The 26963-nt window shown below is 71.9% G+C and carries 21 protein-coding genes and 1 pseudogene; 4 read left to right on the top strand and 18 right to left on the bottom strand.

What is annotated here, in order from left to right:
* Position 1: 1 nt before the first annotated feature.
* From ACFWGJ_RS10975 to ACFWGJ_RS10945, 7 genes are all read right to left on the bottom strand, one after another.
* Positions 2-973 carry a segregation and condensation protein A gene (locus tag ACFWGJ_RS10975; protein ID WP_387322566.1) on the bottom strand — a complete coding sequence of 324 codons (972 nt, stop codon included), beginning with the start codon at positions 971-973 and terminating at the stop codon, positions 2-4.
* A gap of 18 nt (positions 974-991) precedes the next feature.
* On the bottom strand, positions 992-1567 hold the full coding sequence (locus tag ACFWGJ_RS10970) for a hypothetical protein (protein ID WP_387322564.1): 576 nt from the start codon (positions 1565-1567) through the stop codon (positions 992-994).
* The gene (locus tag ACFWGJ_RS10965; RefSeq protein WP_210883983.1) at positions 1552-2679 is read right to left on the bottom strand and encodes a ParA family protein; all 1128 of its coding nucleotides are present in this window, start codon (positions 2677-2679) and stop codon (positions 1552-1554) included. The genes ACFWGJ_RS10970 and ACFWGJ_RS10965 overlap by 16 nt, the downstream gene beginning before the upstream one ends.
* A gap of 446 nt (positions 2680-3125) precedes the next feature.
* Positions 3126-4250: an alanine dehydrogenase gene (gene ald / locus ACFWGJ_RS10960; protein ID WP_387322562.1), complete on the bottom strand. Its 1125-nt coding sequence runs from the start codon at positions 4248-4250 to the stop codon at positions 3126-3128.
* A gap of 166 nt (positions 4251-4416) precedes the next feature.
* Positions 4417-6498 (bottom strand): tetratricopeptide repeat protein, encoded by a 2082-nt coding sequence (locus ACFWGJ_RS10955; RefSeq protein WP_387322561.1) that lies wholly within the window; start codon positions 6496-6498, stop codon positions 4417-4419.
* Between the two features lie 172 nt (positions 6499-6670).
* On the bottom strand, positions 6671-7297 hold the full coding sequence (locus ACFWGJ_RS10950) for an NUDIX domain-containing protein (protein ID WP_387322559.1): 627 nt from the start codon (positions 7295-7297) through the stop codon (positions 6671-6673).
* Between the two features lie 118 nt (positions 7298-7415).
* Positions 7416-9083 (bottom strand): CTP synthase, encoded by a 1668-nt coding sequence (locus ACFWGJ_RS10945; protein ID WP_387322557.1) that lies wholly within the window; start codon positions 9081-9083, stop codon positions 7416-7418.
* 493 nt (positions 9084-9576) lie between these two features.
* Here ACFWGJ_RS10945 and ACFWGJ_RS10940 point away from each other — a divergent pair, with 493 nt between their 5' ends.
* On the top strand, positions 9577-11379 hold the full coding sequence (locus tag ACFWGJ_RS10940; RefSeq protein WP_387322555.1) for a glycoside hydrolase family 15 protein: 1803 nt from the start codon (positions 9577-9579) through the stop codon (positions 11377-11379).
* Between the two features lie 62 nt (positions 11380-11441).
* A complete protein-coding gene (locus tag ACFWGJ_RS10935) occupies positions 11442-13118 on the top strand; it encodes a PucR family transcriptional regulator (RefSeq protein WP_387322553.1) in 1677 nt (558 codons plus the stop codon).
* A 39-nt stretch (positions 13119-13157) separates the two neighbouring features.
* On the opposite strand, the gene ACFWGJ_RS10930 is transcribed toward ACFWGJ_RS10935, so the two are convergent.
* From ACFWGJ_RS10930 to ACFWGJ_RS10910, 5 genes and pseudogenes are all read right to left on the bottom strand, one after another.
* Positions 13158-14303: a glycosyltransferase family 4 protein gene (locus ACFWGJ_RS10930; RefSeq protein ID WP_387322551.1), complete on the bottom strand. Its 1146-nt coding sequence runs from the start codon at positions 14301-14303 to the stop codon at positions 13158-13160.
* Between the two features lie 274 nt (positions 14304-14577).
* A complete protein-coding gene (gene recN, locus ACFWGJ_RS10925; protein ID WP_387322550.1) occupies positions 14578-16320 on the bottom strand; it encodes a DNA repair protein RecN in 1743 nt (580 codons plus the stop codon).
* A gap of 167 nt (positions 16321-16487) precedes the next feature.
* The gene (locus tag ACFWGJ_RS10920) at positions 16488-17393 is read right to left on the bottom strand and encodes an NAD kinase (RefSeq protein ID WP_210883968.1); all 906 of its coding nucleotides are present in this window, start codon (positions 17391-17393) and stop codon (positions 16488-16490) included.
* A complete protein-coding gene (locus ACFWGJ_RS10915) occupies positions 17390-18205 on the bottom strand; it encodes a TlyA family RNA methyltransferase (RefSeq protein ID WP_107021204.1) in 816 nt (271 codons plus the stop codon). The genes ACFWGJ_RS10920 and ACFWGJ_RS10915 overlap by 4 nt, the downstream gene beginning before the upstream one ends.
* 7 nt (positions 18206-18212) lie before the next feature.
* Positions 18213-18506: pseudogene (locus ACFWGJ_RS10910) on the bottom strand (hypothetical protein); the annotation flags it as partial.
* 189 nt (positions 18507-18695) lie between these two features.
* On the opposite strand from ACFWGJ_RS10910, the gene ACFWGJ_RS10905 reads away from it, so the two are divergent.
* Positions 18696-19043, top strand: a complete 348-nt coding sequence (locus ACFWGJ_RS10905; RefSeq protein WP_387322548.1) for a sterol-binding protein — start codon at positions 18696-18698, stop codon at positions 19041-19043.
* Between the two features lie 22 nt (positions 19044-19065).
* On the opposite strand, the gene ACFWGJ_RS10900 is transcribed toward ACFWGJ_RS10905, so the two are convergent.
* The 4 genes from ACFWGJ_RS10900 to ACFWGJ_RS10885 all read right to left on the bottom strand — a co-directional run bounded on the left by ACFWGJ_RS10900 (position 19066) and on the right by ACFWGJ_RS10885 (position 23155).
* Positions 19066-19920 carry an ABC transporter ATP-binding protein gene (locus ACFWGJ_RS10900; protein ID WP_387322546.1) on the bottom strand — a complete coding sequence of 285 codons (855 nt, stop codon included), beginning with the start codon at positions 19918-19920 and terminating at the stop codon, positions 19066-19068.
* Positions 19917-20918 carry a FecCD family ABC transporter permease gene (locus ACFWGJ_RS10895; RefSeq protein ID WP_387322592.1) on the bottom strand — a complete coding sequence of 334 codons (1002 nt, stop codon included), beginning with the start codon at positions 20916-20918 and terminating at the stop codon, positions 19917-19919. The genes ACFWGJ_RS10900 and ACFWGJ_RS10895 overlap by 4 nt, the downstream gene beginning before the upstream one ends.
* Positions 20919-21001: 83 nt before the next feature.
* A complete protein-coding gene (locus ACFWGJ_RS10890; RefSeq protein WP_387322544.1) occupies positions 21002-22045 on the bottom strand; it encodes a FecCD family ABC transporter permease in 1044 nt (347 codons plus the stop codon).
* 81 nt (positions 22046-22126) lie between these two features.
* Positions 22127-23155, bottom strand: coding sequence for an HAD hydrolase-like protein (locus ACFWGJ_RS10885; RefSeq protein ID WP_387322542.1), 1029 nt, complete (start codon positions 23153-23155; stop codon positions 22127-22129).
* A 72-nt stretch (positions 23156-23227) separates the two neighbouring features.
* On the opposite strand from ACFWGJ_RS10885, the gene ACFWGJ_RS10880 reads away from it, so the two are divergent.
* The gene (locus ACFWGJ_RS10880) at positions 23228-24511 is read left to right on the top strand and encodes a DUF1015 domain-containing protein (RefSeq protein WP_387322540.1); all 1284 of its coding nucleotides are present in this window, start codon (positions 23228-23230) and stop codon (positions 24509-24511) included.
* 79 nt (positions 24512-24590) lie between these two features.
* Here ACFWGJ_RS10880 and ACFWGJ_RS10875 read toward each other — a convergent pair whose 3' ends face one another.
* Together ACFWGJ_RS10875 and ACFWGJ_RS10870 are read right to left on the bottom strand one after the other, a co-directional pair.
* Positions 24591-25421, bottom strand: a complete 831-nt coding sequence (locus ACFWGJ_RS10875) for a hypothetical protein (RefSeq protein WP_387322538.1) — start codon at positions 25419-25421, stop codon at positions 24591-24593.
* Positions 25403-26764, bottom strand: a complete 1362-nt coding sequence (locus ACFWGJ_RS10870; RefSeq protein WP_387322536.1) for a hypothetical protein — start codon at positions 26762-26764, stop codon at positions 25403-25405. Before ACFWGJ_RS10870 ends, ACFWGJ_RS10875 begins: the two co-directional genes overlap by 19 nt.
* Positions 26765-26963 lie beyond the last annotated feature (199 nt).

The following is a 26963-nucleotide window of genomic DNA, read 5'->3' as shown; positions in this document are numbered from 1 at the left end:
TTCACACCTTCTTCTCCCTGACCGGATCCGGGACAGGATCCGGTGGCCGGTCGAACTCGTCCGTCACCGTCGGCTGCGCATCCCCCTCCCCGCCCGTCCAGCGCACCACCAGGTCCCCCAGAGCCTCCTCCTGGTCCAGGGAGACCGCCTTCTCCCGATAGAGCTCCAGAAGGGCCAGGAAACGCGCCACGACGGTGAGGGTGTCGTCGACGTCCTCGACGAGCGAGCGGAAACTGGCCTCGCCGAGTTCCCGCAGCCGCGCCACCACGAGCGCTGCCTGCTCCTGCACGCTCACGAGCGGCGCGTGGATGTGGTCGACGTACACCTGGGGCTTGGCCCGGGGCTGCATCGCCTTCACGGCGAGCCTGGCGAATCCTTCCGCCCCGATGCTGATGACCACTTCGGGCAGCAGCTCGGCGTGGTGCGCCTCAAGTCCGACGGTACGGGGGTAGCGGCGCGCCTCCTCGTCGAGGCGGCGGTTGAAGATGTCGGCGATCTGTTTGTACGCCCGGTACTGCAGCAGCCGGGCGAAGAGCAGGTCGCGGGCTTCCAGCAGGGCCAGGTCGCCCTCGTCCTCGACCTCGGCGGAGGGCAGCAGCCGGGCGGCCTTCAGATCGAGCAGGGTCGCCGCGACGACCAGGAACTCGGTGGTCTGGTCGAGGTCCCAGTCCGGCCCCATGGCCCGGATGTGCGCCATGAACTCATCGGTGACCTTGGACAACGCGACTTCGGTGATATCCATCTTGTGCTTGGAGATCAACTGAAGCAGCAGATCGAACGGCCCTTCGAAGTTGACCAGCCGAACCTTGAAGACCCCGTCGTCCGACTCGGGATCGCCCTCGGGCTCGGCCACGGCCGGGCTCTCCGCCGCAGGCGGTTCAGCAGGGGGCGCACCCCCGGGCCCCCGCCCCAGCACGCGCCGCCGCCCGCCGGAGGCGGAGGCAGCGGGAGGAGGGCCGTCGTTCGAGGTCATAGCCGTCGCAGGCTACCGCTACCGTCCACGCAACCGTCGTACGAGAATGCTCGCGTCGCCCCGCGATTCGAGATCCGCGAGGACCACCGCGACGGCCTCCCGCACGATCCGCCCGCGGTCGACCGCGAGCCCGTGCTCCCCGCGGAGCACCAGCCGGGCGTGTTCGAGGTCCATGAGCTCCTCGGCGGACACGTACACGGTGATCTTCTCGTCGTGCCGCTCGCGCCCGCTGGGCCGTCGCCCGGAGCCCCGCCCGCGCTTGCGGGACTGGCCCTGCGGCTGGACCCCGGCAGCACCTTCCGGCGGCGCCGGACGCCGCCCGGAACGGTCCGCCGTGGCGGCGCCCCGGCTCCGGGACTCCCCGTCGGCGGAGTCGGCGTCGGCCGCGACATGTTCGTCGCCCTCGCCGTCACCGCCCCGCACGGGCACCGACTGCGGCCCGTCCTCCCCGGCCGCTGCGTCGCTCTCGCCCGCCGGAGCGGGCACCCGCGCCTCGCCGTTGGCCGGACGGCGCGGGCTGGAGGACTGAAGCGCCATCCCCCCGGTCGTACGGAACAGTTCGTCGGCCCCCGGCAGACTCACTCGGCGTGACACCGGGCGAGCACCTCCCTGGCGAGCTGACGGTAGGCGGCGGCGCCGACGGAGTTCGAGGCGTACGTCGTGATCGGCTCACCGGCGACCGTGGTCTCCGGGAAGCGGACGGTCCGGCCGATCACCGTGTGGTAGACGTGATCGTCGAACGCCTCGACCACGCGCGCGAGCACCTCACGGCTGTGCACCGTCCGCGAGTCGTACATCGTGGCGAGGATGCCGTCGAGCTCCAGCTCGGGGTTGAGCCGCTCCTGGACCTTCTCGATGGTCTCGGTGAGCAGCGCGACCCCGCGCAGCGCGAAGAACTCGCACTCCAGAGGCACTATCACCTTGTGGGCGGCCGTCAGCGCGTTCACGGTGAGCAGGCCCAGCGAGGGCTGACAGTCGATCACGATGTAGTCGTAGTCGGCCATCAGCGGCTTCAGGGCGCGCTGCAGCGTGGACTCGCGGGCGACCTCGCTCACCAGCTGGACCTCGGCGGCGGACAGGTCGATGTTGCTGGGCAGCAGGTCCATGTTCGGGACCGCGGTCTTCAGGAGCACCTCGTCGGCCGCCATGCCCCGCTCCATGAGCAGGTTGTAGACCGTGAGGTCGAGCTCCATCGGGTTGACTCCGAGCCCCACGGACAGCGCGCCCTGCGGGTCGAAGTCGACGAGCAGGACCCGGCGTCCGTACTCCGCGAGGGCGGCACCCAGGTTGATGGTCGACGTCGTCTTGCCCACGCCGCCCTTCTGGTTGCACATCGCGATGATCTTCGCGGGGCCGTGGTCGGTCAGCGGGCCCGGGATCGGGAAGTACGGCAGCGGGCGACCGGTCGGGCCGATGCGCTCGCGCCGCTGGCGCGCCGCGTCGGGCGCGAGCGTGGCCGCGTACTCCGGATCGGGCTCGTACTCGGCGTCGGGGTCGTAGAAATGCCCCTCGGGCAGGTCGTCGTAGTCGGCGAAGTGGGTGCGGTTCTCGCCACTTCCGTTGCCGGCCATGGCGTTCACGTGATGGCCATCCATGCTCTGGTGTGCTGTCTGAGTCGTCTTCGGACTCTGGTGGGCTGCGAAGGTGCGCACCGCAACGGAGCCGACAGCTTCGAGCCCCGTTGGCCTTGAGCCCTGCGCAGGCATTCCTGGTTGACCACCCCCGGGAGTAAATGTCGACTCATTCACAAGTCGTCTTACCTCCTTGGTGACCAGGAAACTTCTCGATAGGTCAGCGTGGCACCATGCCGACGGTTGGCGACTCTATGGCGTGTCACCGCTCCGCAGCAACACAATCCGCCGGACCCGGCCCGATGTGTCGGCAACGGAACATCCCTCTGTCAAGGGCGTAAGGGCGTCGCACGGCAGGTTCCAGGGGTGTGCGAAACGGTTCAAGGGTTACGTTCGAGGCGAGTTGAACGAGTCTCGCAAAGTGACCCGACACACATCCGGCCGGGCCTCGTTGAACAAGGTCCGGCCGTACGTGCGAGGTTGACGACCTCTGTTGACGAATCGCCTTTTGCCGACGGAGAAGTCGGCGTGGAACCGGGACGAACCCGCCCGGAAGGTCAGCCGCGAGGACGGCCGGAGGGTCAGCCGAGCAGGCTCTCCAACTCGGCGTGCTCCAGGCCGTGGGCCTCCGCGACCTCACGGTAGACGACCTTGCCGTCATGCGTGTTGAGGCCCCGGGCGAGCGCGGGATCCCGGCGCAGCGCCTCGACCCAGCCGCGGTTCGCGAGTTCCACGATGTACGGAAGCGTGGCGTTGGTGAGCGCGTACGTCGAGGTGTTGGGCACCGCGCCCGGCATGTTGGCGACGCAGTAGAAGACCGAGTTGTGGACCGGGAAGGTCGGCTCGGCGTGGGTGGTCGGACGCGAGTCCTCGAAGCAGCCGCCCTGGTCGATGGCGATGTCGACAAGGACACTTCCGGGCTTCATCCGGGACACGAGCTCGTTGGTGACCAGCTTCGGGGCCTTCGCGCCGGGGATGAGCACGGCGCCGATGACGAGGTCCGCTTCGAGGCAGGCCTTCTCCAGCTCGAAGGCGTTCGAGACGACGGTCTGGATCTTCGTGCCGAAGATCTTGTCGGCTTCCTTGAGCTTGTTGATGTCGCGGTCGAGCAGGGTCACGTGGAAGCCCATGCCGATGGCGATCTGCGCCGCGTTCCAGCCGGAGACGCCGCCGCCGATGACCACGGCGCGGGCGGCCAGCACGCCCGGGACACCGCCGGGCAGGACGCCTCGGCCGCCGTTGGCGCGCATCAGGTGGTAGGCGCCGACCTGCGGGGCGAGGCGGCCGGCGACCTCGGACATCGGGGCGAGCAGCGGCAGCGCGCGGCTGGGCAGCTCGACCGTTTCGTATGCGATCGCCGTGGTGCCGGACTCCAGGAGCGCGTCCGTGCACTCCTTGGACGCGGCCAGGTGCAGGTAGGTGAAGAGCGTCTGGTCCTTGCGGAGGCGGTGGTACTCCTCGGCGATGGGCTCCTTGACCTTCAGCAGGAGGTCGGCGGCGGCCCAGACCTCGTCGGCGGTGGCGACGATCCGCGCGCCGGCGGCGACGAACTCGTCGTCCGTGATCGAGGAGCCGACACCGGCGTTCCGCTCGATCAGGACCTGGTGGCCGTGGCGCACCAGCTCGTGCACACCGGCGGGGGTGATGGCCACCCGGAACTCGTTGTTCTTGACCTCGCGGGGGATGCCGACCTTCACGTCGATCACGGTTCCTTGGCTCAGAAGGGATGCAGCAGGGATCTGGGCCAGGCAGCGCAAGACATGACGATGCCTGACATACCCGGATGCACGGGAGCACACCGGGGAACACCACGAAAAGACGCGGCGGAGCCAGTCTAATGAAGGGATTCTCTCTGTCTAGCCTTTCAATGCATCAATCTTCTTCGGCTGCGCTACGGATTTCGCAGGCGTTGCGGTCTTGTTCCCTGGTTGATGCGCTCTCCGGGAGCTCATCGCCCAGCATTCGTTCGGCGGCGGTGCGGTGCAGCCGGGCCGCCGTGGGGTCGCCCAGCCGGTCGAGCGTGTCGGCCAGCCGCAGCTGCAGCGCGGCCTGCAGCCGGACGTCGTCGGCGCGGCGCGCCCACTCGACCGCCTCCTGGCAGGTGGCGAGGGATTCCTCGGGCCGGCCCGCGTACTCCTGCACCCGTGCCATCTCGCTCAACGCCCGTGCCTGGCCCGCCACATCGCCGGTCCTGCGGTGTCCGGTGACCGCGGAGCGCCAGTTGCGCAGGGCCTCGCCGTAGCGGCCCGCGTAGGTGTGCACGGTGGCGATCCGGCCGTGCAGTCTGGCCGCGTCGGCGCGCTCGTCGCGGGCGAGGCGCTGGGCGAGCGCGCGCCCGTACCAGTCGGCGGCCCGGTCGTAGTCGCCGAGCTCCTGGTGGGCGCCGCCTACGGATTCCATCGCGCGGCCGGTCGCGTAGGGGTCGTTCGCCTCGCGTCCGGCGTCCAGGGCGGCCCGGTAGCGGGCCAGCGCGTCCGTCGTACGGCCGGTCTGGGCGTCGAGGTCGGCGAGGTTCAGCAGCGCCGCGGCCTTCTCACGGGGCAGGTTCCGGCGTTCGGCGACATCCAGGACGAGCCGGTGGATGCCGTACAGCTCGGGCGCCGCGGCCTGCGTACCGACATGGGCGACCAGCGCTCTGACCAGGGCGGCCATCAGCCGGCGGGCCAGGGTGTCCAGCTCGCCGTCACGGACCGCGAGGCGGGCGGCGGCCAGCAGCGCGGGCTGCCGGATGCGCAGCCAGTCGGCGGCGGCGCGCGGGTTCGGGAAGCGCAGCGCGCGGGGCATTCCGGCGAGCTTCTCGCGGGCCGGCGAGCTGTCGGTCTCGGTGATCGCCCGGCAGGACACCAGGAGCCGTACGGTCCGCTCCAGCATGCGGGCGCGGGCCAGCTGCAGCTCGGCGGCGCGGTCCTCGGTCTCGGTGAGCGAGCGCAGCAGCGGCAGCAGGCAGCCGGGCACCTCGTACTGGGGCAGCGGCGACTCCACGGCCCGTACGAGACCCAGTTCGGTGAAGTCGTCCAGGGTGGTGCGGGCGGCGCCGACCGAGCAGCCGGCGAGCGCGGACGCGGTGTGCGGGTCGACGAGACCGGCGGGGGCGAGCGACAGGAGGCGCAGTATCCGCGCGGCGGCCGACGGCAGGGCCGCGTAGGTGAGCCGGAAGACCCGTTCGAGGACCGGGCCGTCGTCACCGTCGGTGTGCAGCTGTTTGGTGAGATCGGCGACGGCGGACTTGGGCCGGTGGGCGAGCCAGGCCCCGGCGAGGACGAGCGCGGCGGGCTGGGCCGCGCAGATCTCGACGAGCCCTTCGGCGGCGCGCGGGTCCACGGTGATGCGTACGGAGCCGGTGAACCGGTCCAGGAGTTCGAGGGCGGACTTGGTGTCCATACCGCCGAGGGTGCAGGGGCGGACGTCCGAGATCCCGGTCAGGGGCCCGCCGGAGACGGCGACGACGAGGCAGTCGGGGGTCTCCGGCAGGAGCGCGTCGACCTGCTGCGCGTCGGCCGCGTCGTCGAGCAGGAGCACGGTCCTGCGGGTCGCGAGCGCCTCGCGCAGCCGCTCGGAGAGGTCGTCCTCGTCCGCTCCGGCCGGAGCGCGCAGTTCGAGCGCGGTGAGCAGGTCACGGGCGGTTCGTTCGGTCGGTACGGGGGTGCCGTCGGGCTCGGTGAGCCGGGCTCGCAGGACACCGTCCGGGTAACTGTCCGCGACCTGCCGTACGAGTTCCTCGGCGAGCGCGGTGCGGCCGGATCCGGGCCTGCCCGCGATGAGCAGCACGCGCGCGCGGGGCGCCTTTCGGCCGGCGAGGGTGTCGAGCCCCGCGCGGTCGATGTCGGCCCGCAGCTCCTTCAACTCTCTTGTACGGCCGAGGAACTGACTCCCCGTGAGGGCGGACGCGGCAGCCGGGCGCCGCCCCTTCCCCGACACCGTCGTGCCGCCGGAATCCACCGCCTGATCCGTCACGGGCCACACTCCCGTCCCACTGCGCGCGCAAGCCCGCCGGGACTCCGGACGGGGCGTTTTTGAGAGCCTAGTTCACGCTCTGCGACGATCCGTGCGGAGCGCGGCGGGCGGATCCCCCGATCGGATCAGGCGATCGTCACATCGGTGGGCCGATCGCGCGTACCGAAGTGGATCACGCCTCGAACGGGCGTGCGGGCCACGGGGCCTCGGCGGGGCGCAGCGCGTCCAGTCCCTCGCCGGCCCGGGCGGCGGTCAGCGCGAGGACGCCCACGACCAGACAGTTGTTGTGCAGCTCACCGGCGAGGACACCGCGTACCAGCTCGTCGACCGGGACCCGGGAGAGCTCCATGTCGGCCTCCTCGTCCTCGACCTCGAAGCGCCGGCCCTCGGCCTCGGAGAGATCGCGGGCCAGGAAGATCCGGACGGCCTCGTCGCAGCCGCCGGGCGTGGTGTACACGTCGGTGAGCACCCGCCAGTCCTCCGCCTTGACGTGCGCCTCCTCGTACAGCTCGCGCTGCGCGGCGTGCAGGGGGTTCTCGCCCGGGACGTCGAGCAGTCCTGCCGGGATCTCCCAGAGCTTGTGGCGCACGGGGTGCCGGTACTGGCGGATGGCCAGGGCGCGGCCCTCGTCGTCGAGGGCGAGGACGGCCACCGAACCGGGGTGCACCTGGTAGTCGCGCCGGGCGACCGATCCGTCGGGCATGACCACGTCGTCGGTACGCACGGAGGTCTTCTTGCCCGTGAACGGAGTCGCGGTCGCCCTGACCTCCCACTCCTCGGCGATGTCCTTGATGGTCATGGTCGACCTGCCCTCCCACACGCACGAAATCCTGTGCCGCACCAGAGATGTACACACGGCGAAAACCGGGGCACGCGCCCCAAAAGACGCGCACCCCGGCAACCGTACAACCCTCGGCCTACTTGGCCGTCTTGCGCTCCACCGCGGCCTTGACCAGGCCCGCGAACAGCGGGTGCGGCCGGGTCGGACGCGAGCGCAGCTCGGGGTGCGCCTGGGTCGCGACCAGGTAGGGGTGGATCTCGCGCGGGTACTCCAGGAACTCCACCAGCTTGCCGTCCGGGGAGGTGCCGGAGAACTGCAGACCGGCCTTCTTCTCCAGCTCGGCGCGGTAGGAGTTGTTCACCTCGTAGCGGTGGCGGTGCCGCTCCTCGACGTACTCCTTGCCGTCGTACACCTCGCGCACGAGGGAGCCCTCGGCGAGCTTGGCGGGGTACATGCCCAGGCGCATCGTGCCGCCCATGTCGCCGTCGCCCGCGACGATGTCCAGCTGCTCGGCCATGGTGGAGATGACCGGGTGGCCGGTGGCGGAGTCGAACTCGGTGGAGTTGGCGTCCGCGATGCCGGCGAGGTTGCGCGCGGCCTCGATCACGATGCACTGCAGACCCAGGCACAGGCCCAGCAGCGGGATCTTCTTCTCGCGGGCGTACTGAATCGCGCCGACCTTGCCGGCCACACCGCGGTCGCCGAAGCCGCCGGGGATGCAGATCGCGTCGACGTCACCGAGCTGCTTGGCGGCGCCTGCCGGGGTCTTGCAGTCGTCCGAGGCGACCCACTTGATCTTCACGCGGGCCTTGTTGGCGAACCCGCCCGCGCGCAGCGCCTCGGTGACCGAGAGGTAGGCGTCGGGCAGGTCGATGTACTTGCCGACGAGCGCCATGTGGATCTCGTGCAGCGGGTTGTGGACGCGGTCGAGCAGGTCGCCCCAGGTCGACCAGTCCACGTCGCGGAAGGGCAGGTCCAGCTTGCGCACGACGTACGCGTCCAGACCCTCGGTGTGCAGGACCTTCGGGATGTCGTAGATCGAACGGGCGTCGGGACAGGCCACGACGGCCGCCTCGTCGACGTCGCACATCAGCGAGATCTTGCGCTTGATCGCGGTGGGCACCTCGCGGTCGGCGCGCAGGACGATCGCGTCCGGCTGGATACCGATGTTGCGCAGGGCCGCAACCGAGTGCTGGGTCGGCTTCGTCTTCAGCTCCCCGGAGGGGCCGATGTACGGGAGGAGCGAGATGTGCACGACGAACACGTTGTCGCGGCCGACCTCGTGGCGGACCTGACGGACCGTCTCCAGGAAGGGCAGCGACTCGATGTCGCCGACCGTGCCGCCGACCTCCGTGATGACGACGTCGACGTCGTCGGTGGCCATCCGGCGGATGCGGTGCTTGATCTCGTTCGTGATGTGCGGAATGACCTGCACGGTGTCGCCGAGGTACTCGCCGCGCCGCTCCTTGGCGATGACCGTGGAGTAGACCTGCCCGGTCGTGACGTTGGCGGAGCCGTCCAGGTCGACGTCGAGGAAACGCTCGTAGTGCCCGATGTCGAGGTCGGTCTCGGCCCCGTCGTTGGTGACGAACACCTCACCGTGCTGGAACGGGTTCATCGTGCCGGGGTCGACGTTCAGGTACGGGTCGAGCTTCTGCATGGTGACCCGCAGACCCCGAGCCTTGAGCAGCGCGCCCAGGCTGGAGGCGGTCAGGCCCTTGCCGAGGGAGGAGGCGACACCCCCGGTGACGAAGATGTGCTTGGTCGTCGTGGCTGTGCTGCTTCGGAAAGCAGCGGGCGGCATGGCCAAGAGGGGGCTCCCGTGGTCGCGGTTTCGGTTGCGGTACGGCGGCCAGGACCGGAGGTTTCCGGCGGCGCCGTCGCTGCGGTTCGGGGGTCCCTTTTCCTGCTCGGGCGTCCACCGGTCCACGGGCTACCAGGGTATCAGCGACGCGGGGAGGTCGCTTCCGGCCACGCTCCGCGCACGGGCCGACACGCGCCATACTCGTGCTCACTCGTTCGGACCAGGCGGGTTGTCGGGAGGGGCGCGCGGAACATCATCGTGCGTCGTATCCTGCTCGGACACTCGCTGCCGAGCCAGGCCGGCAAACGGCACCACCCCGCCGGTATTCCTGGGCCAAGAGCTCGTCGGTTCGCCTCGCGAAGACAATCGCTGCAACCATTGACATGCGTGACACGCGACAACTGACGTTCCGCAACGACGCTTTACCAATGATCCTCTGACCGCAAGAACACCGCCCCATCGGGGCGACGTGGCCGTTCGACTGGAGTTGCACGTGGCCGGGCGCATCGAAGACTACGCACTTATCGGAGACATGCAGACGGCCGCGCTGGTCTGCAGGGACGGCACGGTGGACTGGCTGTGCCTCCCCCGCTTCGACTCCCACGCCGTCTTCGCCGGACTGCTCGGCACGGAGGAGCACGGCTTCTGGCGGCTGGGCCCCGCGCACGCCGCCGACGCCGAACCGCCGAGAGCGGTCCGCCGCCACTACCGCGGCGACTCGCTGATCCTCGAATCCGAGTGGGACACCTCACGCGGCACGGTCCGGGTGACCGATTTCATGCCCCCGCGTGACGGCGCCCCGCAGCTGATCCGGATCGTCGAGGGCGTCACGGGCCGCGTCCCGATGCGCTCCGCCCTGCGGATGCGTTTCTCCTACGGGCGTGTGGTGCCGTGGGTGCACAAGCACGAGGGGCGCACGGTGGCCGTCGCCGGACCCGACTCCGTGTGGTTCGACACCGAGTGCGAGACCTACGGCAAGGCGCTGACGACGTACTCGGACTTCACCGTCGCGCCGGGTGACCGGATCGCGTTCACCATCTCCTGGGAGCCCTCGCACAAGCAGCCGCCCGCGCTGCCCGAGCCGGAGCAGGCCCTGGAGGCCACCGAGGAGTTCTGGCGCGACTGGGTGGCCCAGTGCACCTACCACGGGCCCTACCGCGAGGCCGTGGTCCGCTCGCTGATCACGCTGAAGGCGCTGACGTACGCGCCGACCGGCGGGATCGTCGCCGCCCCCACGACCTCCCTCCCGGAGGAGATCGGCGGGGTCCGCAACTGGGACTACCGCTACACGTGGCTGCGGGACGCGGCGATCACCCTGTCCTCGCTGCTGCGCACCGGCTACCGCGAGGAGGCGCGCGCCTGGCGCGAGTGGCTGCTGCGCGCGGTGGCGGGCGACCCCGAGAACCTGCAGATCATGTACGGCATCGCGGGCGAGCGGGAACTGGGCGAGGCGGAGCTGGACTGGCTGCCGGGCTACGAGAACTCCGGCCCCGTACGCGTCGGGAACGGCGCCGCCCACCAGCTCCAGCTGGACGTCTACGGCGAGGTGACGGAAGCCCTGCACCTGGCCCACATGACCGGCCTGGCCCGCAACGACTACGCCTCGCTCCTCCAGCTCAAGCTGATCCGCTACCTGGAGGACCACTGGGACGAGCCCGACGAGGGCATCTGGGAGGTCCGCGGGCCGCGCCGCCACTTCGTCCACTCGAAGGTGATGGCCTGGGTCGCCGTGGACCGCACGATCAAGCTGATCGAGTCCGGGGACGCGGACGGCCCGCTGGAGAAGTGGCGCGAGCTGCGCGACGACATCCACCGGGACGTGTGCGAGAAGGGCTACGACAAGGAACGCAACACGTTCACGCAGTCGTACGGCTCCAAGGAGCTGGACGCCTCCCTGCTGCTGATCCCGCAGATGGGCTTCCTGCCCCCGGACGACAAGCGCGTGATCGGCACGATCGAGGCCATCCAGCGCGAGCTGTCCACCTCGGACGGCTTCATCCTGCGCTACCCCACCTCCGGTGAGGACGCGGGCGTGGACGGCCTGGAGGGCGACGAGGGCGCGTTCCTCGCCTGTTCGTTCTGGATGGCGGACGACCTCGCGATGATCGGCCGCGTGGACGAGGCCCGCAAGCTCTTCGAGAAGCTGCTGGCCCTGCGCAACGACCTGGGGCTCCTCGCGGAGGAGTGGGACCCGCGTCTGCAGCGCCAGGTGGGCAACTTCCCGCAGGCGTTCAGCCATGTCCCGCTGATCGACACGGCCCTGCGGCTGACGGCCTCCGGGGCGTACGGCGGCTGAACAGCCTAGGTGAGCCCCGTCCGGCGCGTCACGGCAGGTGGCGGACGGGGTAGCGTCCGGTCATGGACAGCCGCATCGACACGCCCGACAGCCGGCACAGTGGCGGGATCACCGTGCGGCGGGCCCTGGAGCTGCCCGGACTGCGCGGCGGCCTGCCGGAGATCCTGGCGGGCGCCGACCGGCTGGGCCGCACCGTGCGCTGGGTCCACGCGGGCGAGGTACCGAACATCGCCTCGCTCCTCAAGGGCGGCGAACTGCTCCTGACCACCGGTTACGGGCTCGGCACCCGCCCCGCCGACCAGCGGGCGTTCGTCCGCACCCTGGCCGAGCGCGGTATCGCGGCCCTGGTGGTCGAGCTGGGGCCGCGCTTCACGAGACTGCCCGCCGCGCTCGTGGAGACGGCCCGCACGGCCGGCCTCCCCCTGGTGCAGCTGCACCGTGAGGTGCCGTTCGTGACGGTCACGGAGGAGATCCACACCGAGATCGTCAACGGCCACTACGCGCTGCTCCAGCGCGCCGAGGAGGTCCACCGGCGCTGCACCGAGGCCCTGCTCGGCGGTGGCGGCATCCCGCAGGTCCTCGGCATCCTCGCCGACTTCGCCGGCAACCCGGTCTTCCTGGAGACCCCCGACGGCCAGCTCCTGTACGCCGCCGGGGCCGGCCCCGCGAACGCCGACCCGCTCCAGGTGTGGGAGGGGCTGCGCGGCCCGCACAAGGCCGAGCAGCACGGCGCAGGGCAGCACCGGGCGGGGCCGCCCGCCGGCACGGTCCTCGTGGACGTGCCCGGCGGCGGACAGGGCGGCGGCCCGGGGTCACTCCGGGCCCGGCTGGTCCTGCTGCCCGTGAACACCCCGCTCGCGCCCGTGCATCGGATCGCGACGGAGCGGGCGGCGGGCGTCCTCGCCGTGGTCCTGATGCAGGCCCGCCAGGAGGAGGAGCTGGCGGCCCGCGGACGCGGCGACTTCCTCACCGACCTCGCCGAGGGCCGGATCGCTGCCGAGGACGCGCCCGCGCAGGCCCGGGTCCTCGGTTTCAAGCCCGGCACGAGCCCGCTGCTCCCGGTCGTCATGCGCCTCGCCGACGGGCTGTCCCCCGGCGGCGGCTGGGCCGTGCTGGCGCGGGCGGTCGCCGAGGAGCTGGCCTCGGTGGGCGTACCGGTCCTGCTGGGCGTGCGGCCCGTGGAGGGCCGCGTACCGCTCCTTGTGGGGCTGCGCGCTGAGGCCGAGCGGCCCGCGGTCGCCGACCGGGTCGCCGCGGCGCTGCGGGCCGGCGTGGAGCGGGCGGGGACGCAGCGGCCCGGGGCGCAGCCGCCGGTCGTGGTGGTCGGCGTGGCGGGCGGCTGGGCGGCCGCGTCGGCGGGGCTGCGGCACGCGGCCGAGACGGCCACGGCCGCCCAGGGCCTGTCCGACCGGCCCTGGTACGACGCCCGGCGCCTGGACATCGACCTGCTGCTGTGGCGGCTGCGGGACCACAGGGACCTGGCGGCCTTCGTGGACCGCGCGATCGGCCCCCTGCGCGACCACGACCGGCGCTCGAAGCCGCCGCTGCTGCCCACCCTGGAGACGTATCTCGCGCACGCGGGCCGCAAGGCGGAGACCGCGCGCGAGCTGCACCTCAACCGGCAGACGCTCTACAACCGGCTCGCGCGGATCGGGGAGTTGCTGGGGACGGACCTCGACGACCCGCAGACGGTACTGGCTCTGAGCCTGGCGCTGCGGGCCCGCAGGCTCGTCCCGTGAGCCCGGACCGCCGCCCCGCCCGGGCTCCCGAAGAGAGGGCTACGGCAGCGGCAGGGGCCGGGTCAGCTCGTCGTACACGCTGAGGACCTGCGCCACCGTCTCGTCCTCGGTCGGCCAGGTGGCCGCCTGACGCGTGCCCCGGTCCCTGAGTCGCTCGCACCGGCCGGGGTCGGCGAGCAGCGCGGAGACGGCCTCGGTGAGCGCGCGTGCGTCGCCGTGCGGGACGAGTTCGGCCGCGTCGCCGACGAGCTCGGGCATCCCCGCGGTGGCGGCCGCGACCAGGGGCACGCGCGCGTGCAGGGCCTCCTGGGCGAGCAGGGAGCGCGACTCCGGGCAGCCGGGCAGCAGGGCGAGGTCGGCGGCGGCGAGCAACTCCCCGATGTCGTCCCGCCGGCCGATGAGACGTACGGGGAGCCCTTCGTTCTCGATGCGCCGCTGGAGTGCCCCGCGCAGCGGGCCCTCGCCGGCGATCACGAGCAGCGGCACCGGGTCGAGCCGCCGCCACGCGCGCGTGGCGTCCAGCAGGGTGTCGTACGCGCGATGCCGGTCGAGGGAACCGACGGCGATCAGCAACGGCCGGTCGGTCGTGCCGAGTTCCGCGCGGGTCTTGTGCCGCAGTCCGTCGGTCTCCGGGCCCTCGTGCGCGACGCCGGTCCGTCGTCCGGCCGGCAGCGCGACCGCGGCGAGCCGCGCGTCCCGGGCGCCCCTGCTGCGGGCGCGGTCCACCAGGTCGGACGAGGAGCCGAGGACCACCGACGCGGCTTTCGCCACCCGCCGCTCCAGGGCGCGCAGCAGATGCGCCCGCGCGCCCTCGGCGTACGGGCGGGTGTGCCAGGTGACGACGAGCGGGACGCGCCGTCCGCTGAGCGCGAGCGAGGCCCGCAGCGCGGCGTGCAGCCCGTGCGCGTGGACCAGGTCGGCGTCCCCGCAGACCGCCCGCAGCGTGGCCACGGAGGACGGGTCGTTGCGCCTGGGCACATGGACGTGATCGGCGCCGACGCCGGTGAAGCCGTAGGCGTGGTCCGCCTCGGCCGGGGCGCACACGGTCACCCGCACGCCCCTCGCGACGAGTCCCGAGGTCAGCGACCGCACATGGGCACAGCTGCCCGCGCTGCCGCCGCCGAGCACCTGGACGGTACGCAGCGGCGACTGTCCGTGCGGTGAGTGGCTGCTCACGTGGGTCACGTGGCCGTGGCTCCTGGTTCGGCGTCGGGCGGTCACGAAGAAAAGTACCGAAGGAACGGGCGACAGGGGTGTACCGCTCGTCCTGCTCCTAAGGATGCCAGGACGAGGGCGAGTTGCCGACCACCGCGGGTCCGGTGCGGGGCAGGGGGTGCGGCCGGGACGCGGGCGCTCACTCACACGAGTGAGCGCCGGGGGATGTCCGAAGACAGTCAGGGGCGGACATCGTCCCTGACGAGCCCCGGTTCACACCCCCTTCGCGCCCCCGCCCGTGCCCCTATCCGTCGGCCCGGGCCGTCGCCAGCAGTTCCTCCGCGTGGGCCCGTGCCGTCTCCGAGTCCTCCTGGCCGGCCAGCATCCGGGAGAGCTCACGGATGCGCTCCTCACCCTCCAGGACCTTCACGCCGGAGCGGGTCACCGAGCCGTCGTTCGTCTTCTCGACCAGCAGCTGCCGGTCGGCGAACGCGGCCACCTGCGGGAGGTGGGTGACGACGACGACCTGCGCGCTCCTGGCGAGCTTCGCGAGCCGCCTGCCGATCTCGACGGCCGCCTTGCCGCCGACCCCCGCGTCCACCTCGTCGAAGAGATACGTGGGCACCGGATCCGTACCCGCGAAGACGACCTCGACCGCGAGCATGACGCGCGACAGTTCACCGCCGGACGCGCCCTTGGCGATGGGCCGCGGCGGCGCCCCCGGGTGCGGGGCGAGGAGCAGTTCGACCTCGTCGCACCCTGCGGGCCCGTACGAGACGGCACGTCCGCCGACCTCCACGCCCTCCGGGTCCTCGGTCTGGCGGATCTCGAACGACACGCGCGCGTGCGGCATGGCGAGCGAGGCCAGTTCGGCGGTCACGGCGGCGGCGAACCGCTCGGCGGCCTCCGTACGGGCGTCGGTGAGGGCCTGCGCCAGTCCGCCCAGCTCGGCCCGCAGCGCGTCCCGCTCGGCGGTCAGCTCGCCGATCCTGTCGTCGTCGCCGTCCAGTTCCAGCAGCCGCGCGGCGCTCTGCTCGGCCCAGGTCAGCACGGCGCCGACGTCCTCGCCGTACTTGCGGGTCAGCGCGGTGAGCGCGGCACGCCGCTCCTCGACCGCCGCGAGCCGCAGCGGATCCGCGTCGAGGTCGTCGGCGTAGCCCGCCAGCTCCCCCGCCACGTCACCCAGCAGGATCCCGATCTCCCCGATACGGCCCGCGAGGCCGCCGAGGGCCGCGTCGTGGGACCGTACGGCCTCCAGGGCCCGGTGGGCGCCCGCGACGAGGGTCGTGGCGTCGATGCCCTCCGGGTCCTCCGGATTGCCCGCCAGAGCGGCGTGCGCGACCGTGGCGGCCGACGCGAGCGCCTCCGCGTGTCCCAGCCGCTCGGCCTCGGCCGCGAGCTCCACGTCCTCGCCCGCCCTGGGCTCCACCCCGGCGATCTCGTCGAGCCCGAAGCGCAGCATGTCGGCTTCCTGGGCGCGTTCGCGGGCGCGCGTGGTGATCTGGTCCAGCTCGGTGGTGATGGCGCGCAGCCGGCGGTAGGCGCCCGAGTACTTGGCCAGCGGCACGGCGACCGCGTCGCCCGCGTACCGGTCGAGGGCCTGCCGTTGCCGGGACAGCTTGAGCAGTCCCTGCTGATCGGTCTGCCCGTGCACGGCCACCAGGTCGTCGGCGAGTTCGGCGAGCAGGCCCACCGGCACCGAACGCCCGCCGAGGTGCGCGCGCGAGCGGCCCTCGGCGGAAACGGTACGGCTGATGAGCAGCGTGCCGTCGTCGAGTTCCGCGCCGGCCTCCTCGGCCCGTACGACCGCAGAGGCGCCGTCGGGGACGGAGATCCGTCCCTCCACGACCGCGTTCTTGGCCCCGATCCGCACCAGGGCGGCGTCGGCGCGTCCGCCCATCAGCAGGCCCAGGCTGGTGACCACCATCGTCTTGCCCGCGCCGGTCTCACCGGTGACCGCGGTGAAGCCGGGCGACAGCTCGACCACCGCGTCGTCGATGACTCCGAGCGACCGTATCCGCATCTCCTCCAACACGGACATGACCATACGAGGTTTCCCCCACCCGGCGCGACGCCGCCCCATTCCCTGCACAAACGTCCAGGTGTGGGCAAGGGGCAAAAGCCGGGGCGCAGCCCCGCTTTTGAGGGGCGCGGGGAACTGCGCGGCCCGCCCCCACCGGGCCCGCAGCTTCCACCCTCCCGGCAGCGGAGCGCCTAGTGGGGCGCCCCCCGCCACCCCGCGACGGGCAGCGCGAACTTGGCCACCAGCCGGTCCGTGAAGGACGCGTGGTGCAGCCGAGCCAGCCGCACCGGCACCGCCCCGCGCCGGACCTCCACCCGAGCCCCCGGCGGCAGCTCGATCGTCCGCCGCCCGTCACACCACAGCACCCCCGGCGGAATGTGCGGCAGGATCTCCACCGCGAGCACCGAGTTCGGCGAGGTCACCAACGGCTTCGCGAACAGCGCGTGCGCACTGATCGGCACCATGAGCAGCGCCTCCACCTCCGGCCACACCACGGGCCCGCCCGCGGAGAACGCGTACGCCGTGGACCCGGTCGGCGTCGACAGGACGATCCCGTCGCAGCCGAAGCCGGTCACCGGCCGCCCGTCGATCTCCAGGACCACTTCGAGCAGCTTCTCGGCGCCCGCCTTCTGCACGGCGGCCTCGTTGAGCGCCCAGTCCGTGTGCACGACGTCGCCGTTGCTGTGCACGACGACGTCGACGGTCATGCGCTCCTCGACCTCGTACGCCTTGGTCACCACCCGGTCGACGACCTTGTCGAGGTCGTCGCGCTCGGCCTCCGCGAGGAAGCCGACGCGCCCCAGGTTGACGCCGAGCATCGGCACCCCGGACGCGCGGGCGAACTCGGCGCCGCGCAGCAGCGTGCCGTCACCGCCGAGGACGATCAGCAGCTCACATCCGTCGAGGCACTCAGGAGTCGCCTCCTTGACGAGTTCCACGGTCGGCGGCAGCGGCAGATCGGCCGCCTCCGCCTCCAGGACGCGTACGCCGAGACCGGAGCGCAGCAGCCCTTCGACGACGAGCTCGGCACTGCGGATGGCCGCGGGCCGTCCGGTGTGGGCGAGCAGGAAAACGGTACGAGATCGGGTGTCGGTCAACGCGGCCCCTCCGCCACTGCACGGTCAACGTCGGCCGGGTCCAGTGCGGGTGCCCCGGCACGCAGCCACAGAAAGTACTCGACATTCCCCGAGGGTCCGGGCAGCGGACTGGCCGTCACGCCCTTCACCCCGAGCCCCAGTTCCCCCGCCTGGCGGGCCACACCGCGCACGGCGTCCGCCCGCAGTTCGGGGCTGCGGACGACGCCGCCGCTCCCGAGCCGTTCCCTGCCCACCTCGAACTGCGGCTTGACCATCATCACCAGGTCGGCATCGGGTGCCGCGCACCGCACAAGGGCGGGCAGCACCAGGCCGAGCGGGATGAAGGACAAATCACCGACTACAAGATCCACCGGCTCCCCATCGATCGCCTCCAACGTCAACTCGCGTACGTTCGTACGGTCCTTGACGGTGACGCGTTCATCACTTCGGAGAGACCACGCCAACTGCCCGTAGCCGACGTCCACGGCGAGGACGTGCGAGACGCCCGCGCGCAGCAGCACATCGGTGAACCCGCCGGTCGAGGCTCCGGCGTCCAGCGCCCGCCGCCCCTGGACTTCCAGACCCAGCGGTACGAAGGCCTCCAGGGCCCCCGCGAGCTTGTGGCCGCCGCGCGAGACGTAGTCCGGGTCGTCGTCGTCCTGGCTGACCAGGATGGGGGCCGCGGTCTCCACCTGGGTGGCGGGTTTGGTCGCGAGGTTCTTGCCGACGGTGACGCGTCCGGCGGCGATCAGCTGTCCGGCGTGCTCGCGCGAGCGGGCGAGTTTGCGTCGGACCAGCTCGGCGTCGAGGCGGCGTCGTGCCACTCCTGCCACGTTCGGTTCAGCTCCTGTTGCTGTAGCTGTTGCCAGCGCTGTAAGTACTGTTGCCGTTCGGCGCCGGGGGCGCCGGGGGTCCCGGGCGGGCGTCGAGCGCGGTGAGCGCGTCGCGCAGCCCCCGGTGTACATCCTCGTACACCTCCACGTGGCCGTCCGTGTCGAGGTGGTCCGCGTCGGCCAGCCGGTCGAGCAGGGCGTCGACCTCGGCGTCGCCGGTCGGCGTGCGCGGCACGTACAGCGGGGCGGGGGCGGCGGGGTCGTACTCGGGCCGGGCGTCGGGGTCCGGCCGGGCACCGGACTCGGCGTGCGGCTCCGTCTCCGGCTCCGTACCGAAAGGTTCCGTACCCGAAGGATCCGTATCCGAAGGACCCGTACCGAAGGAATCCGTACGGAAGGGATCCGTACCGGGGCTCTCGGTCTCCGGGCCGGTCATGGACTCGCTCATGCCCCGACGCTACCGCGAAGCGCTGAGGTACCGTCGATCACGATGGCGACGATCGAGGAGTGCCGCAGCGCACTCGACAAACTCTCGGACAACATGGCCGGCGCGAACGGTGACGTACAGAGCGCGGTCGCGTTGGACCGCTCCCTGAGCTGCCGTATCACCGACCTGGACATCACCTTCGTGGGCCATCTGCGGGACGGCCGGATCGTGGTGCTCGACACGGTCGAGGGTCCGCCGCCCGAAAAGGCAGAGATCCGGCTCGCGATGACCGGCGACGACCTGGTCGCGATGGTCGACGGCGAGCTCCACTTCGCGAAGGCCTGGGGTTCGGGCCGCGTCAAGCTCGACGCGGGCCTGCGCGACCTGATCCGGCTCAGAAAGCTGCTCTGACCCGCTCCTCCCCCGGCCCGGGTCAGCCCTTGTTGACGCCGACGGGCCCGTCGGCGGATGCGGCGGCCGTACGGGCCTTCCGCGCCGCCGGCACCACGAGCGGCGTGCCCGTCTCCGGGTCGTCGATGACCTGGCAGCGCAGCCCGAAGACCTCCTCGACCAGCTCGGCCGTGACGATGTCCGCCGGAGCGCCCTCCGCGATCACCGCCCCGTCGCGCAGGGCGATCAGATGGGTGGCGTAGCGGGCGGCGTGATTGAGGTCGTGCAGTACGGCCACCAGGGTGCGCCCCTGCTCCTCGTGCAGCTCGGCACAGAGGTCGAGTACGTCGATCTGGTGCTGGATGTCGAGGAAGGTGGTGGGCTCGTCGAGCAGCAGCAGCGGGGTCTGCTGGGCGAGCGCCATGGCGATCCACACGCGCTGGCGCTGTCCTCCGGAGAGCTCGTCGACATACCGGTCGGCCAGTTCGGCGACCCCGGTGGAGGCCATGGACTCGCGTACGATCCGCTCGTCGTCGGTGGACCACTGGCGCAGCAGCCCCTGGTGCGGGTAGCGACCGCGGCCCACGAGGTCGCCGACGGTGATCCCGTCCGGCGCGATCGACGACTGCGGAAGCAGTCCGAGCGTCCTCGCCACCTTCTTCGCGGGCATCGACTGGATGGCGTGGCCGTCGAGCAGGACCCGGCCCTGGCGCGGCTTCAGCATGCGGGACAGCGCGCGCAGCAGGGTGGACTTGCCGCAGGCGTTGGGGCCGACGATCACCGTGAACGAGTTGTCCGGTATCTCGACCGACAACCGCTCGGCGATGACGCGCTGGTCGTAGGCGAGGGTGACGTCCTCGGCGGACAGGCGGTTCACAGTGCTCCTCAGGTTGTTCATATCCGGCCCGCCTTGCGCTCGGTGACCAGGAGCCACAGCAGATAGACGCCGCCGAGGATGCCGGTCACCACGCCGACGGGCAGCTGGTCGGCTCCGAAGACCCGCTGCGAGGCCCAGTCCGCGACGACCAGGAGGGTGGCGCCCATGCACATCGCCGGTACCAGGTTGGGCCCCGGTGAGCGGGTCAGACGCCGGGCGAGCTGCGGCGCGGTGAGCGCGACGAAGCCGACCGGGCCCGCGGCGGCGGTGGCCGACGCGGTGAGCAGCACGGCGGCGAGCAGGAGCAGCAGCCGCGTCCGCTCCACGCGCACACCGAGCGCGTACGCCACGTCGTCGCCCATCTCCAGCATCCGCAGGGCGCGCGCGTTGCCGAGGACCAGCGGGACGAGTACGGCGCACAGGCCGAGCAGGGGCCAGACCTGCTCCCAGTCGCGGCCGTTGAGGGAGCCGGTCATCCAGACGACCGCGCGGGTCGCGTCGACGAGGTCGGCCTTGGTGATCAGATAGCCGTTGACGGCCGTGACGATCGCGGAGACACCGATACCGACGAGAACCAGCCGGTATCCGTGCACGCCCCGCTTCCAGGCGAGCAGATAGATGGCGAGTCCGGTCACCAGACCGCCGATCAGCGCCCCGAGGGTGACCTGCCTGGCGGTCCCGGAGAACAGCACGATCATCACGAGCGCGCCGGCCGTCGAACCCTGCCCGAGGCCCAGCACGTCCGGACTGCCCAGCGGATTGCGGGAGATGGCCTGGAAGAGCGCGCCGCCCAGTCCGAGCGAGGCACCCACCAGGAGCCCCACCAGAACACGCGGCAGCCGCAGTTCGTTGACGATGAACTCCTGGCCCGCGTCTCCGTCGCCGAGCAGCGTCCGGACGACGTCACCGGCCGATATCGGGAAGTCGCCGGTGCCGATGAGTACGACGCTCGCGGTGAGCGCCGCCACCAGCAGCAGGACGACGGCCGTGAACGCGCGGACGTCGACCCGGACCGACAGCCCGCCGACGGTACGGACCGTACGGCCGCGGGAGACCCGGGCGGGCGCCGCCTGCGCGGTCTCGGCCTGGTTGCGTGGGGCCTTCACAGCTGTGCCGTCCTCCGCCGTCGTACGAGAAAGATGAAGACCGGGCCGCCGAGGATCGCGGTGACGATGCCGACCTGGAGTTCCGCGGGCCGCGCCACGATCCGGCCGATCACGTCGGCGCCGAGCAGCAGCACCGGCGACAGCACGGTGGCGTAGGGCAGGATCCAGCGCAGATCGGGCCCGGTGAAGGACCGTACGACGTGCGGGACCATCAGCCCCACGAAGACGATCGGCCCGCAGGCGGCGGTGGCGGCCCCGCACAGCACGGTGGCGGCGGCCATCGACAGCGCGCGGGTGCGGTTCAGGTGCGCGCCCAGCGCACGAGCGGTGTCGTCGCCCATCGCCATGGCGTTCAGCGGCCGGGCGAGGGCCAGCGCCAGGACCGTACCGGCCGCGAGGAACGGCAGCACCTGCCAGATGATGTCGTCGGTCGCCGAGGCCAGCGAACCGACCGTCCAGAAGCGCATCTTGCCGAGCGCCGCCTCGTCCGTGATCATCACGGCCTGGAGATAGCCGTAGAGCGCGGCGCTGATCGCGGTGCCGGCCAGGGCGAGCCGCACCGGCGTGGCGCCCCGGCTGCCGCCGAGGAAGAACACGAGCACGCCGACCACGGCCGCGCCCGCGAAGGCGAACCACACATAGCCGTTCAGCGAGGTCACACCGAAGAACGTGATCGCCGTGACGACCGCGGCGGACGCGCCCGCGTTGATGCCGAGCAGCCCCGGATCGGCGAGCGGGTTGCGGGTGAGTGCCTGGAGCACGGCCCCGGCGAGGCCGAGCGCGGCGCCGACGAGCAGCCCGAGGACCGTACGCGACAGCCGCTCCCCCACCACGACGTCGCCGTACGTACCGGAGTCCTCGAACAGGCCGTGCCAGACCTGCTCCAGGGACAGCTCTTTCGCGCCGATGGCGATGCTCGCCACGGCGACGAGCACCAGCACGGCGACGGACACCAGGAGCCCTGCGGCCCGGACCGCCCGGCGCCTGGGGGGCGCGGGGGCGGTCTCCGCGCTCTGTTCGGGGGGACTGTCGACCAACACGGCAGTTAGGTTAGCCTAACTTGCCCGGTGCTTCGATCGGCGTACCCCGTGACCAGGCCCCGTGAGGACCTTGAGCCGCCCTCAGAGCCCCAGCCGGGCCAGCGCCTTGCCTCCGTCCAGCTCGCAGGCCGCGTCGCCGCCCGCCGTCCAGGCGGCGGCACACAGCGCCCGCAGCCCGTCCATGGGCTCGCCGTCACCGTCCAGTTCCAGCCTCTCGCTGCCGGCCGTCGCCGTGTAACCCCCGCACCGGAAGCCGTCACCCTCCTCGGCCACCTCGGGCTGCCCGGTCAGCATCCCCCGCAGATCGGCGTCGACATAGGTCGGCCGGTGCTGCGGCGGCGCGGCGAGGAGCTGCGCGCCGTCGGTCACTCCGGTGAGCACGAGCAACGAGTCCACCTCTCCGTTGAACGCGCCCTCGATGTCCGTGTCCAGCCGGTCCCCGACGACCAGCGGCCGCTTGGCCCCGGTCCGCAGGATCGTCTCGCGGTGCATCGGCGGCAGCGGTTTGCCCGCCACCTGCGGCTCGGCGCCCGTGGCGATCCGTACGACCTCCACGGCCGCCCCGTTGCCCGGAGCGATGCCGCGCGCGCCGGGGATCGTCAGGTCGGTGTTGGACGCGAACCACGGCACGCCGCGCGAGATGGCGTAACAGGCCTCCGCGAAGCGTCCCCACGGCAGGTCGGGGCCGCCGAACCCCTGCACGACGGCCGCCGGGTCGTCGTCGGCCGACTCGACCGGCTCCAGACCGCGCTCGCGCAGCGCGACCCGCAGTCCCTCCCCGCCGATCACCAGCACGCGCGCGCCCTGGGGCAGCTGCTCGCTGATCAGCCGGGCCACGGCCTGCGCCGAGGTGATGACGTCCGACGCCTCGGTCGCTATGCCCAGCTCCGTGAGGTGCTCCGCGACGTGGTCGGGCGTGCGCAGCGCGTTGTTCGTGACGTACGCGAGGTGCATCCCGCCCGTGCGGGCCGTGCCGAGCGACTCGACCGCGTGCGCGATCGCGTTGCCACCCGCGTACACCACGCCGTCCAGGTCGAGCAGCGCCGTGTCGTACGCCTCGCTCAGGGCCCTGTCACTGCCCTCGGGCCGCGTCCTCGCGGTCTGGCTCATTACGCATCGCTCCTCGTTCGGTCTCTTTCCCCCGATCATCGCTCATGGCACTGACACACTTACGATGCATCAATGAACACGGCAGGTACCGCGGACGTACCGGCACGCATGGGCCTTGACCTCACCCCGTTCCGGGGCCTGCGCTACGACCCCGACCGGGTCGGCAGCCTGTCCGCCGTCACATCCCCGCCGTACGACGTGGTCGTACGGCCCGACGGCCTGCACCACCTGGAGTCGGCGGACCCGCACAACATCGTCCGTCTGATCCTCCCGCAGGCCCCCACGCCCGGCATCCGCAACGAACAGGCGGCCGACACCCTGCACCGATGGGTGTCCGAGGGCGTCCTGAGAACCGACGCACGGCCGGGTCTGTACGTCTACGAACAGCGGGACGACGAGGGCATGTTCCAGCGGGGCGTCATCGGCGCGCTGCGGCTGTCGGAGCCGTCGGAGGGCGTGGTGCTACCGCACGAGGACGTCATGCCGCACGTCGTCGCGGACCGCGCGGCCCTCATGCGGGCCACCTCCGCAAACCTCGAACCCCTGTTGCTGACCTACCGGGGCGACGGCGCGTCCGGTACGACGGCGGTCATCGAACGCACCGCGAAGCACCCGCCCCTGCTGTCCACCACCACGGAGGACGGCTTCAGCCATCGTCTGTGGGCCGTCACCGACCCGGCCGACCTCGCCGAGATCCACACGGACCTGGCCCAGCGCCAGGCGCTCATCGCGGACGGCCACCACCGCTGGGCGACCTATCTGCGGGTTCGCGGGGAGCACCCCTCCCCCAGCCCCTGGGACTACGGCCTGGTGCTCCTGGTGGACACCGTGCGCCATCCCCTGCGTGTCCGCGCGATCCACCGTCTCCTGCACCGCCTCCCGGTGCCGGAAGCCCTCGCGGCCCTGGACGGCTCCTTCCGCGTACGCCAGGTCGACGGCCCCCTCTCCGAAGCACTGTCCGCCCTCTCCGTAGCGGCCGCCGAGGGAAATGCCTTCCTCCTTGCGGGCGACGGCACCTTCCACCTGGTCGACGACCCCTCCCCCGACCTCCTCGCCCGTACGGTTCCGGCCGACCGGCCGCAGGCCTGGCGCGCCCTCGACGCGACGGTCCTGCACGCCACGCTCCTCGACCATGTCTGGCGGATCCCGGACGTCCCGGAGCACATCGCGTACATCCACGACACGGCCGCCACGGTCGCCAAGGCGGAGCGCGACGGCGGCACGGCCGTCCTGATGCATCCGGTCCGCGAGGAGGTCGTACGCGATCTGGCGAGCCAGGGCGTCACGATGCCCCGCAAGTCGACGTCCTTCGGCCCGAAGCCGGCGTCGGGCCTGGTCCTGCGCGCACTTCTCTGACACGACTCCGGCCTCGGAAACACGAACGGGCGGGGCTCCTTGAGGGAGTCCCGCCCGTTCGTGCCACTACCCGTCGACCTCAGTCGGTCTGGTCGCCCTTGGCCTTGTCGGCCGCCGGCGCCTCGGAGGTCACACCCTCGACATCGCCCTCGTCATCGATGTCGTCATCGGTGGCGCTGTCCGCGTCGATGTCGATGTCACCGTCGCTGGCGTCGGCGCTGTCGAGCTCCTGCGCCGTCTCGTCCTCGGCTGCGACCTCGGTGTCGTTCTCGTCGTCGACGAGGGCGTCCACGAACTCGACGCCGTCGAGTTCCGCGAGACGGTCCGAGGCGTCCGTGCTGCCGTCCTTGTCGGACTCGACGGCCTTGGCGAACCACTCACGGGCCTCACCCTCACGCCCGGCGGCGAGGAGCGCGTCGGCGTACGCGTACCGCAGCCGCGCGGTCCAGGGCTGGACGGAGTTGGAGGCAAGCTCGGGGCTCTGCAGCGTGACGATGGCCGCTTCGAGCTGGTCCATGTCCCGTCGCGCACCGGCCGCCACGAGCCGCATCTCGACCTGGCCGGCCTTGTCGAGCTTCTGCACCTCGGGGGCTCCGGCCATGTCGAGCGCCTTCTCGGGGCGACCGAGACCGCGCTCGCAGTCCGCCATGACGGGCCACAGGTCGACGGTGCCGGTCATGCGCCGTGCGGCCCTGAACTCGGCGAGCGCCTCGCTGTACTTCTGGTTCGCGTACGCGGCGAAACCGGCCGCCTCCCGCACGGCGGCGACGCGTGAGGCGAGCCGCAGGGCGACCCTGGAGTAGCCGTACGCGCCCTCGGGGTCCTCGTCGATGAGCCGGGCCACCATGACCAGGTTCCGGGAGACGTCCTCGGCAAGGCCCTTCGGCAGGCTCATGAGCTCCTGGCGCACGTCCTTGTCGATCTCGTCACCCGTGACGTCGTCCGGGATCGGCAGCCGCTTGATCGGCTCGCGGTCGCGGTCCCGCTCGTCGCGGAAACGGCCACCGCCGCCGCGGTCGTCGCGCCCACGGAAGCCTCCGCCACTGGGGCGGCCACGGCTGTCGTCTCGGCGGGGACCGCCACGGCCCCGGTCGTCGCGCCCGCCGCGGTCGTCACGTCCGCGGAATCCGCCGCGGTCGCCACCGCTACGGTTGTCTTCGCGGTTGAAACCGCCACCGCGGTTGTCATCGCGGCGAAAGCCGCCCCGGTCACCGCCACCACGGTTGTCATCACGGCGGTCGTCGCGACGGAAGGCAGGCCGGTCGTTGTCACGACGCGGGGCGCCACGCTCGTCATCACGACGGAAGGACGGACGGTCACCGCCACGGTTGTCGTCGCGGCGGAACCCGCCACGGTCGCCACCGCCACCACGGTTGTCATCACGCCGGTCGTCGCGACGGAACGGCGGACGGTCGTTGTCACGACGCGGGGCACCACGGTCACGGTCGTCACGACGGTCGTCGCGCCCACGGAAGCCACCGCGGTCATCGTCGCGACGGAAGGACGGGCGGTCTCCACCGCGGTTGTCGTCACGACGGTCGTCGCGACGGAAGGCAGGCCGGTCGTTGTCACGACGCGGGGCACCGCGGTCGTCGTCACGACGGAACGCGGGACGGTCGCCGCGACCACGGTTGTCGTCACGCCCACGGAATCCGCCGCGGTCGCCGCCGCCGCGGTTGTCGTCGCGGTTGAAACCGCCACCACGGTTGTCATCGCGACGGAAGCCGCCCCGGTCACCGCCACCGCGGTTGTCGTCACGGCGGTCGTCGCGACGGAACGGCGGACGGTCGTTGTCACGACGCGGGGCACCACGCTCGTCATCACGACGGAAGGACGGACGGTCACCACCGCCACGGTTGTCGTCACGGCGGAACCCGCCGCGGTCGCCACCGCCACGGTTGTCGTCGCGCCGGTCGTCGCGCCGGTCGTCTCGACGGAAGGACGGACGGTCACCGTCACGACGCGGGGCACCACGGTCACGGTCGTCACGGCTCGGCCCGCTGGGCCGGTCGTCGCGACGGAACGGGGGACGGCCCCCGCCGCTGCGGTTGTCGTCACGCCCACGGAATCCGCCACGGTCGCCACCGCCACGGTTGTCATCGCGGCGGAAACCGCCCCGGTCACCGCCACCGCGGTTGTCGTCACGGCGGTCGTCGCGCCGGAACGGCGGACGGTCGTTGTCACGACGCGGAGCGCCACGCTCGTCATCACGACGGAAAGGCGGACGTGCGCCACCACCGCGGTTGTCGTCACGCCTGCCGGCCCCACCACGATCGTTGTCGCGGCTCGGGCCTCCGCGGTAGCCGCCGCGGTCACCACTGTCCCGGCGTCGCTGATCGCGCTCCGGTCGCTCGTCGGGAGAGTTGGTGGACATGGGTGACTCCTGTCATCGGTACCGCAAGTCATTCTCGCGCAGCCGGGTACCCGGCGCGCTTCGGGAAAACAAAAAAGG

The organism is Streptomyces sp. NPDC060205 (genome assembly GCF_042728395.1).
Lineage (GTDB): Bacteria > Actinomycetota > Actinomycetes > Streptomycetales > Streptomycetaceae > Streptomyces.
This window is presented reverse-complemented; position numbering and strand designations above follow the sequence as displayed.

Coding starts and splice junctions, on each gene's coding strand:
- ACFWGJ_RS10950 (WP_387322559.1), bottom strand. CDS start 7,297: ATGACCATCAAGGACATCGCCGAGGAGTGGGAGGTCAGGGCGACCGCG.
- ACFWGJ_RS10945 (WP_387322557.1), bottom strand. CDS start 9,083: ATGCCGCCCGCTGCTTTCCGAAGCAGCACAGCCACGACGACCAAGCAC.
- ACFWGJ_RS10965 (WP_210883983.1), bottom strand. CDS start 2,679: ATGCCTGCGCAGGGCTCAAGGCCAACGGGGCTCGAAGCTGTCGGCTCC.
- ACFWGJ_RS10975 (WP_387322566.1), bottom strand. CDS start 973: ATGACCTCGAACGACGGCCCTCCTCCCGCTGCCTCCGCCTCCGGCGGG.
- ACFWGJ_RS10905 (WP_387322548.1), top strand. CDS start 18,696: ATGGCGACGATCGAGGAGTGCCGCAGCGCACTCGACAAACTCTCGGAC.
- ACFWGJ_RS10880 (WP_387322540.1), top strand. CDS start 23,228: ATGAACACGGCAGGTACCGCGGACGTACCGGCACGCATGGGCCTTGAC.
- recN (WP_387322550.1), bottom strand. CDS start 16,320: ATGGTCATGTCCGTGTTGGAGGAGATGCGGATACGGTCGCTCGGAGTC.
- ACFWGJ_RS10935 (WP_387322553.1), top strand. CDS start 11,442: ATGGACAGCCGCATCGACACGCCCGACAGCCGGCACAGTGGCGGGATC.
- ACFWGJ_RS10885 (WP_387322542.1), bottom strand. CDS start 23,155: ATGAGCCAGACCGCGAGGACGCGGCCCGAGGGCAGTGACAGGGCCCTG.
- ACFWGJ_RS10900 (WP_387322546.1), bottom strand. CDS start 19,920: ATGAACAACCTGAGGAGCACTGTGAACCGCCTGTCCGCCGAGGACGTC.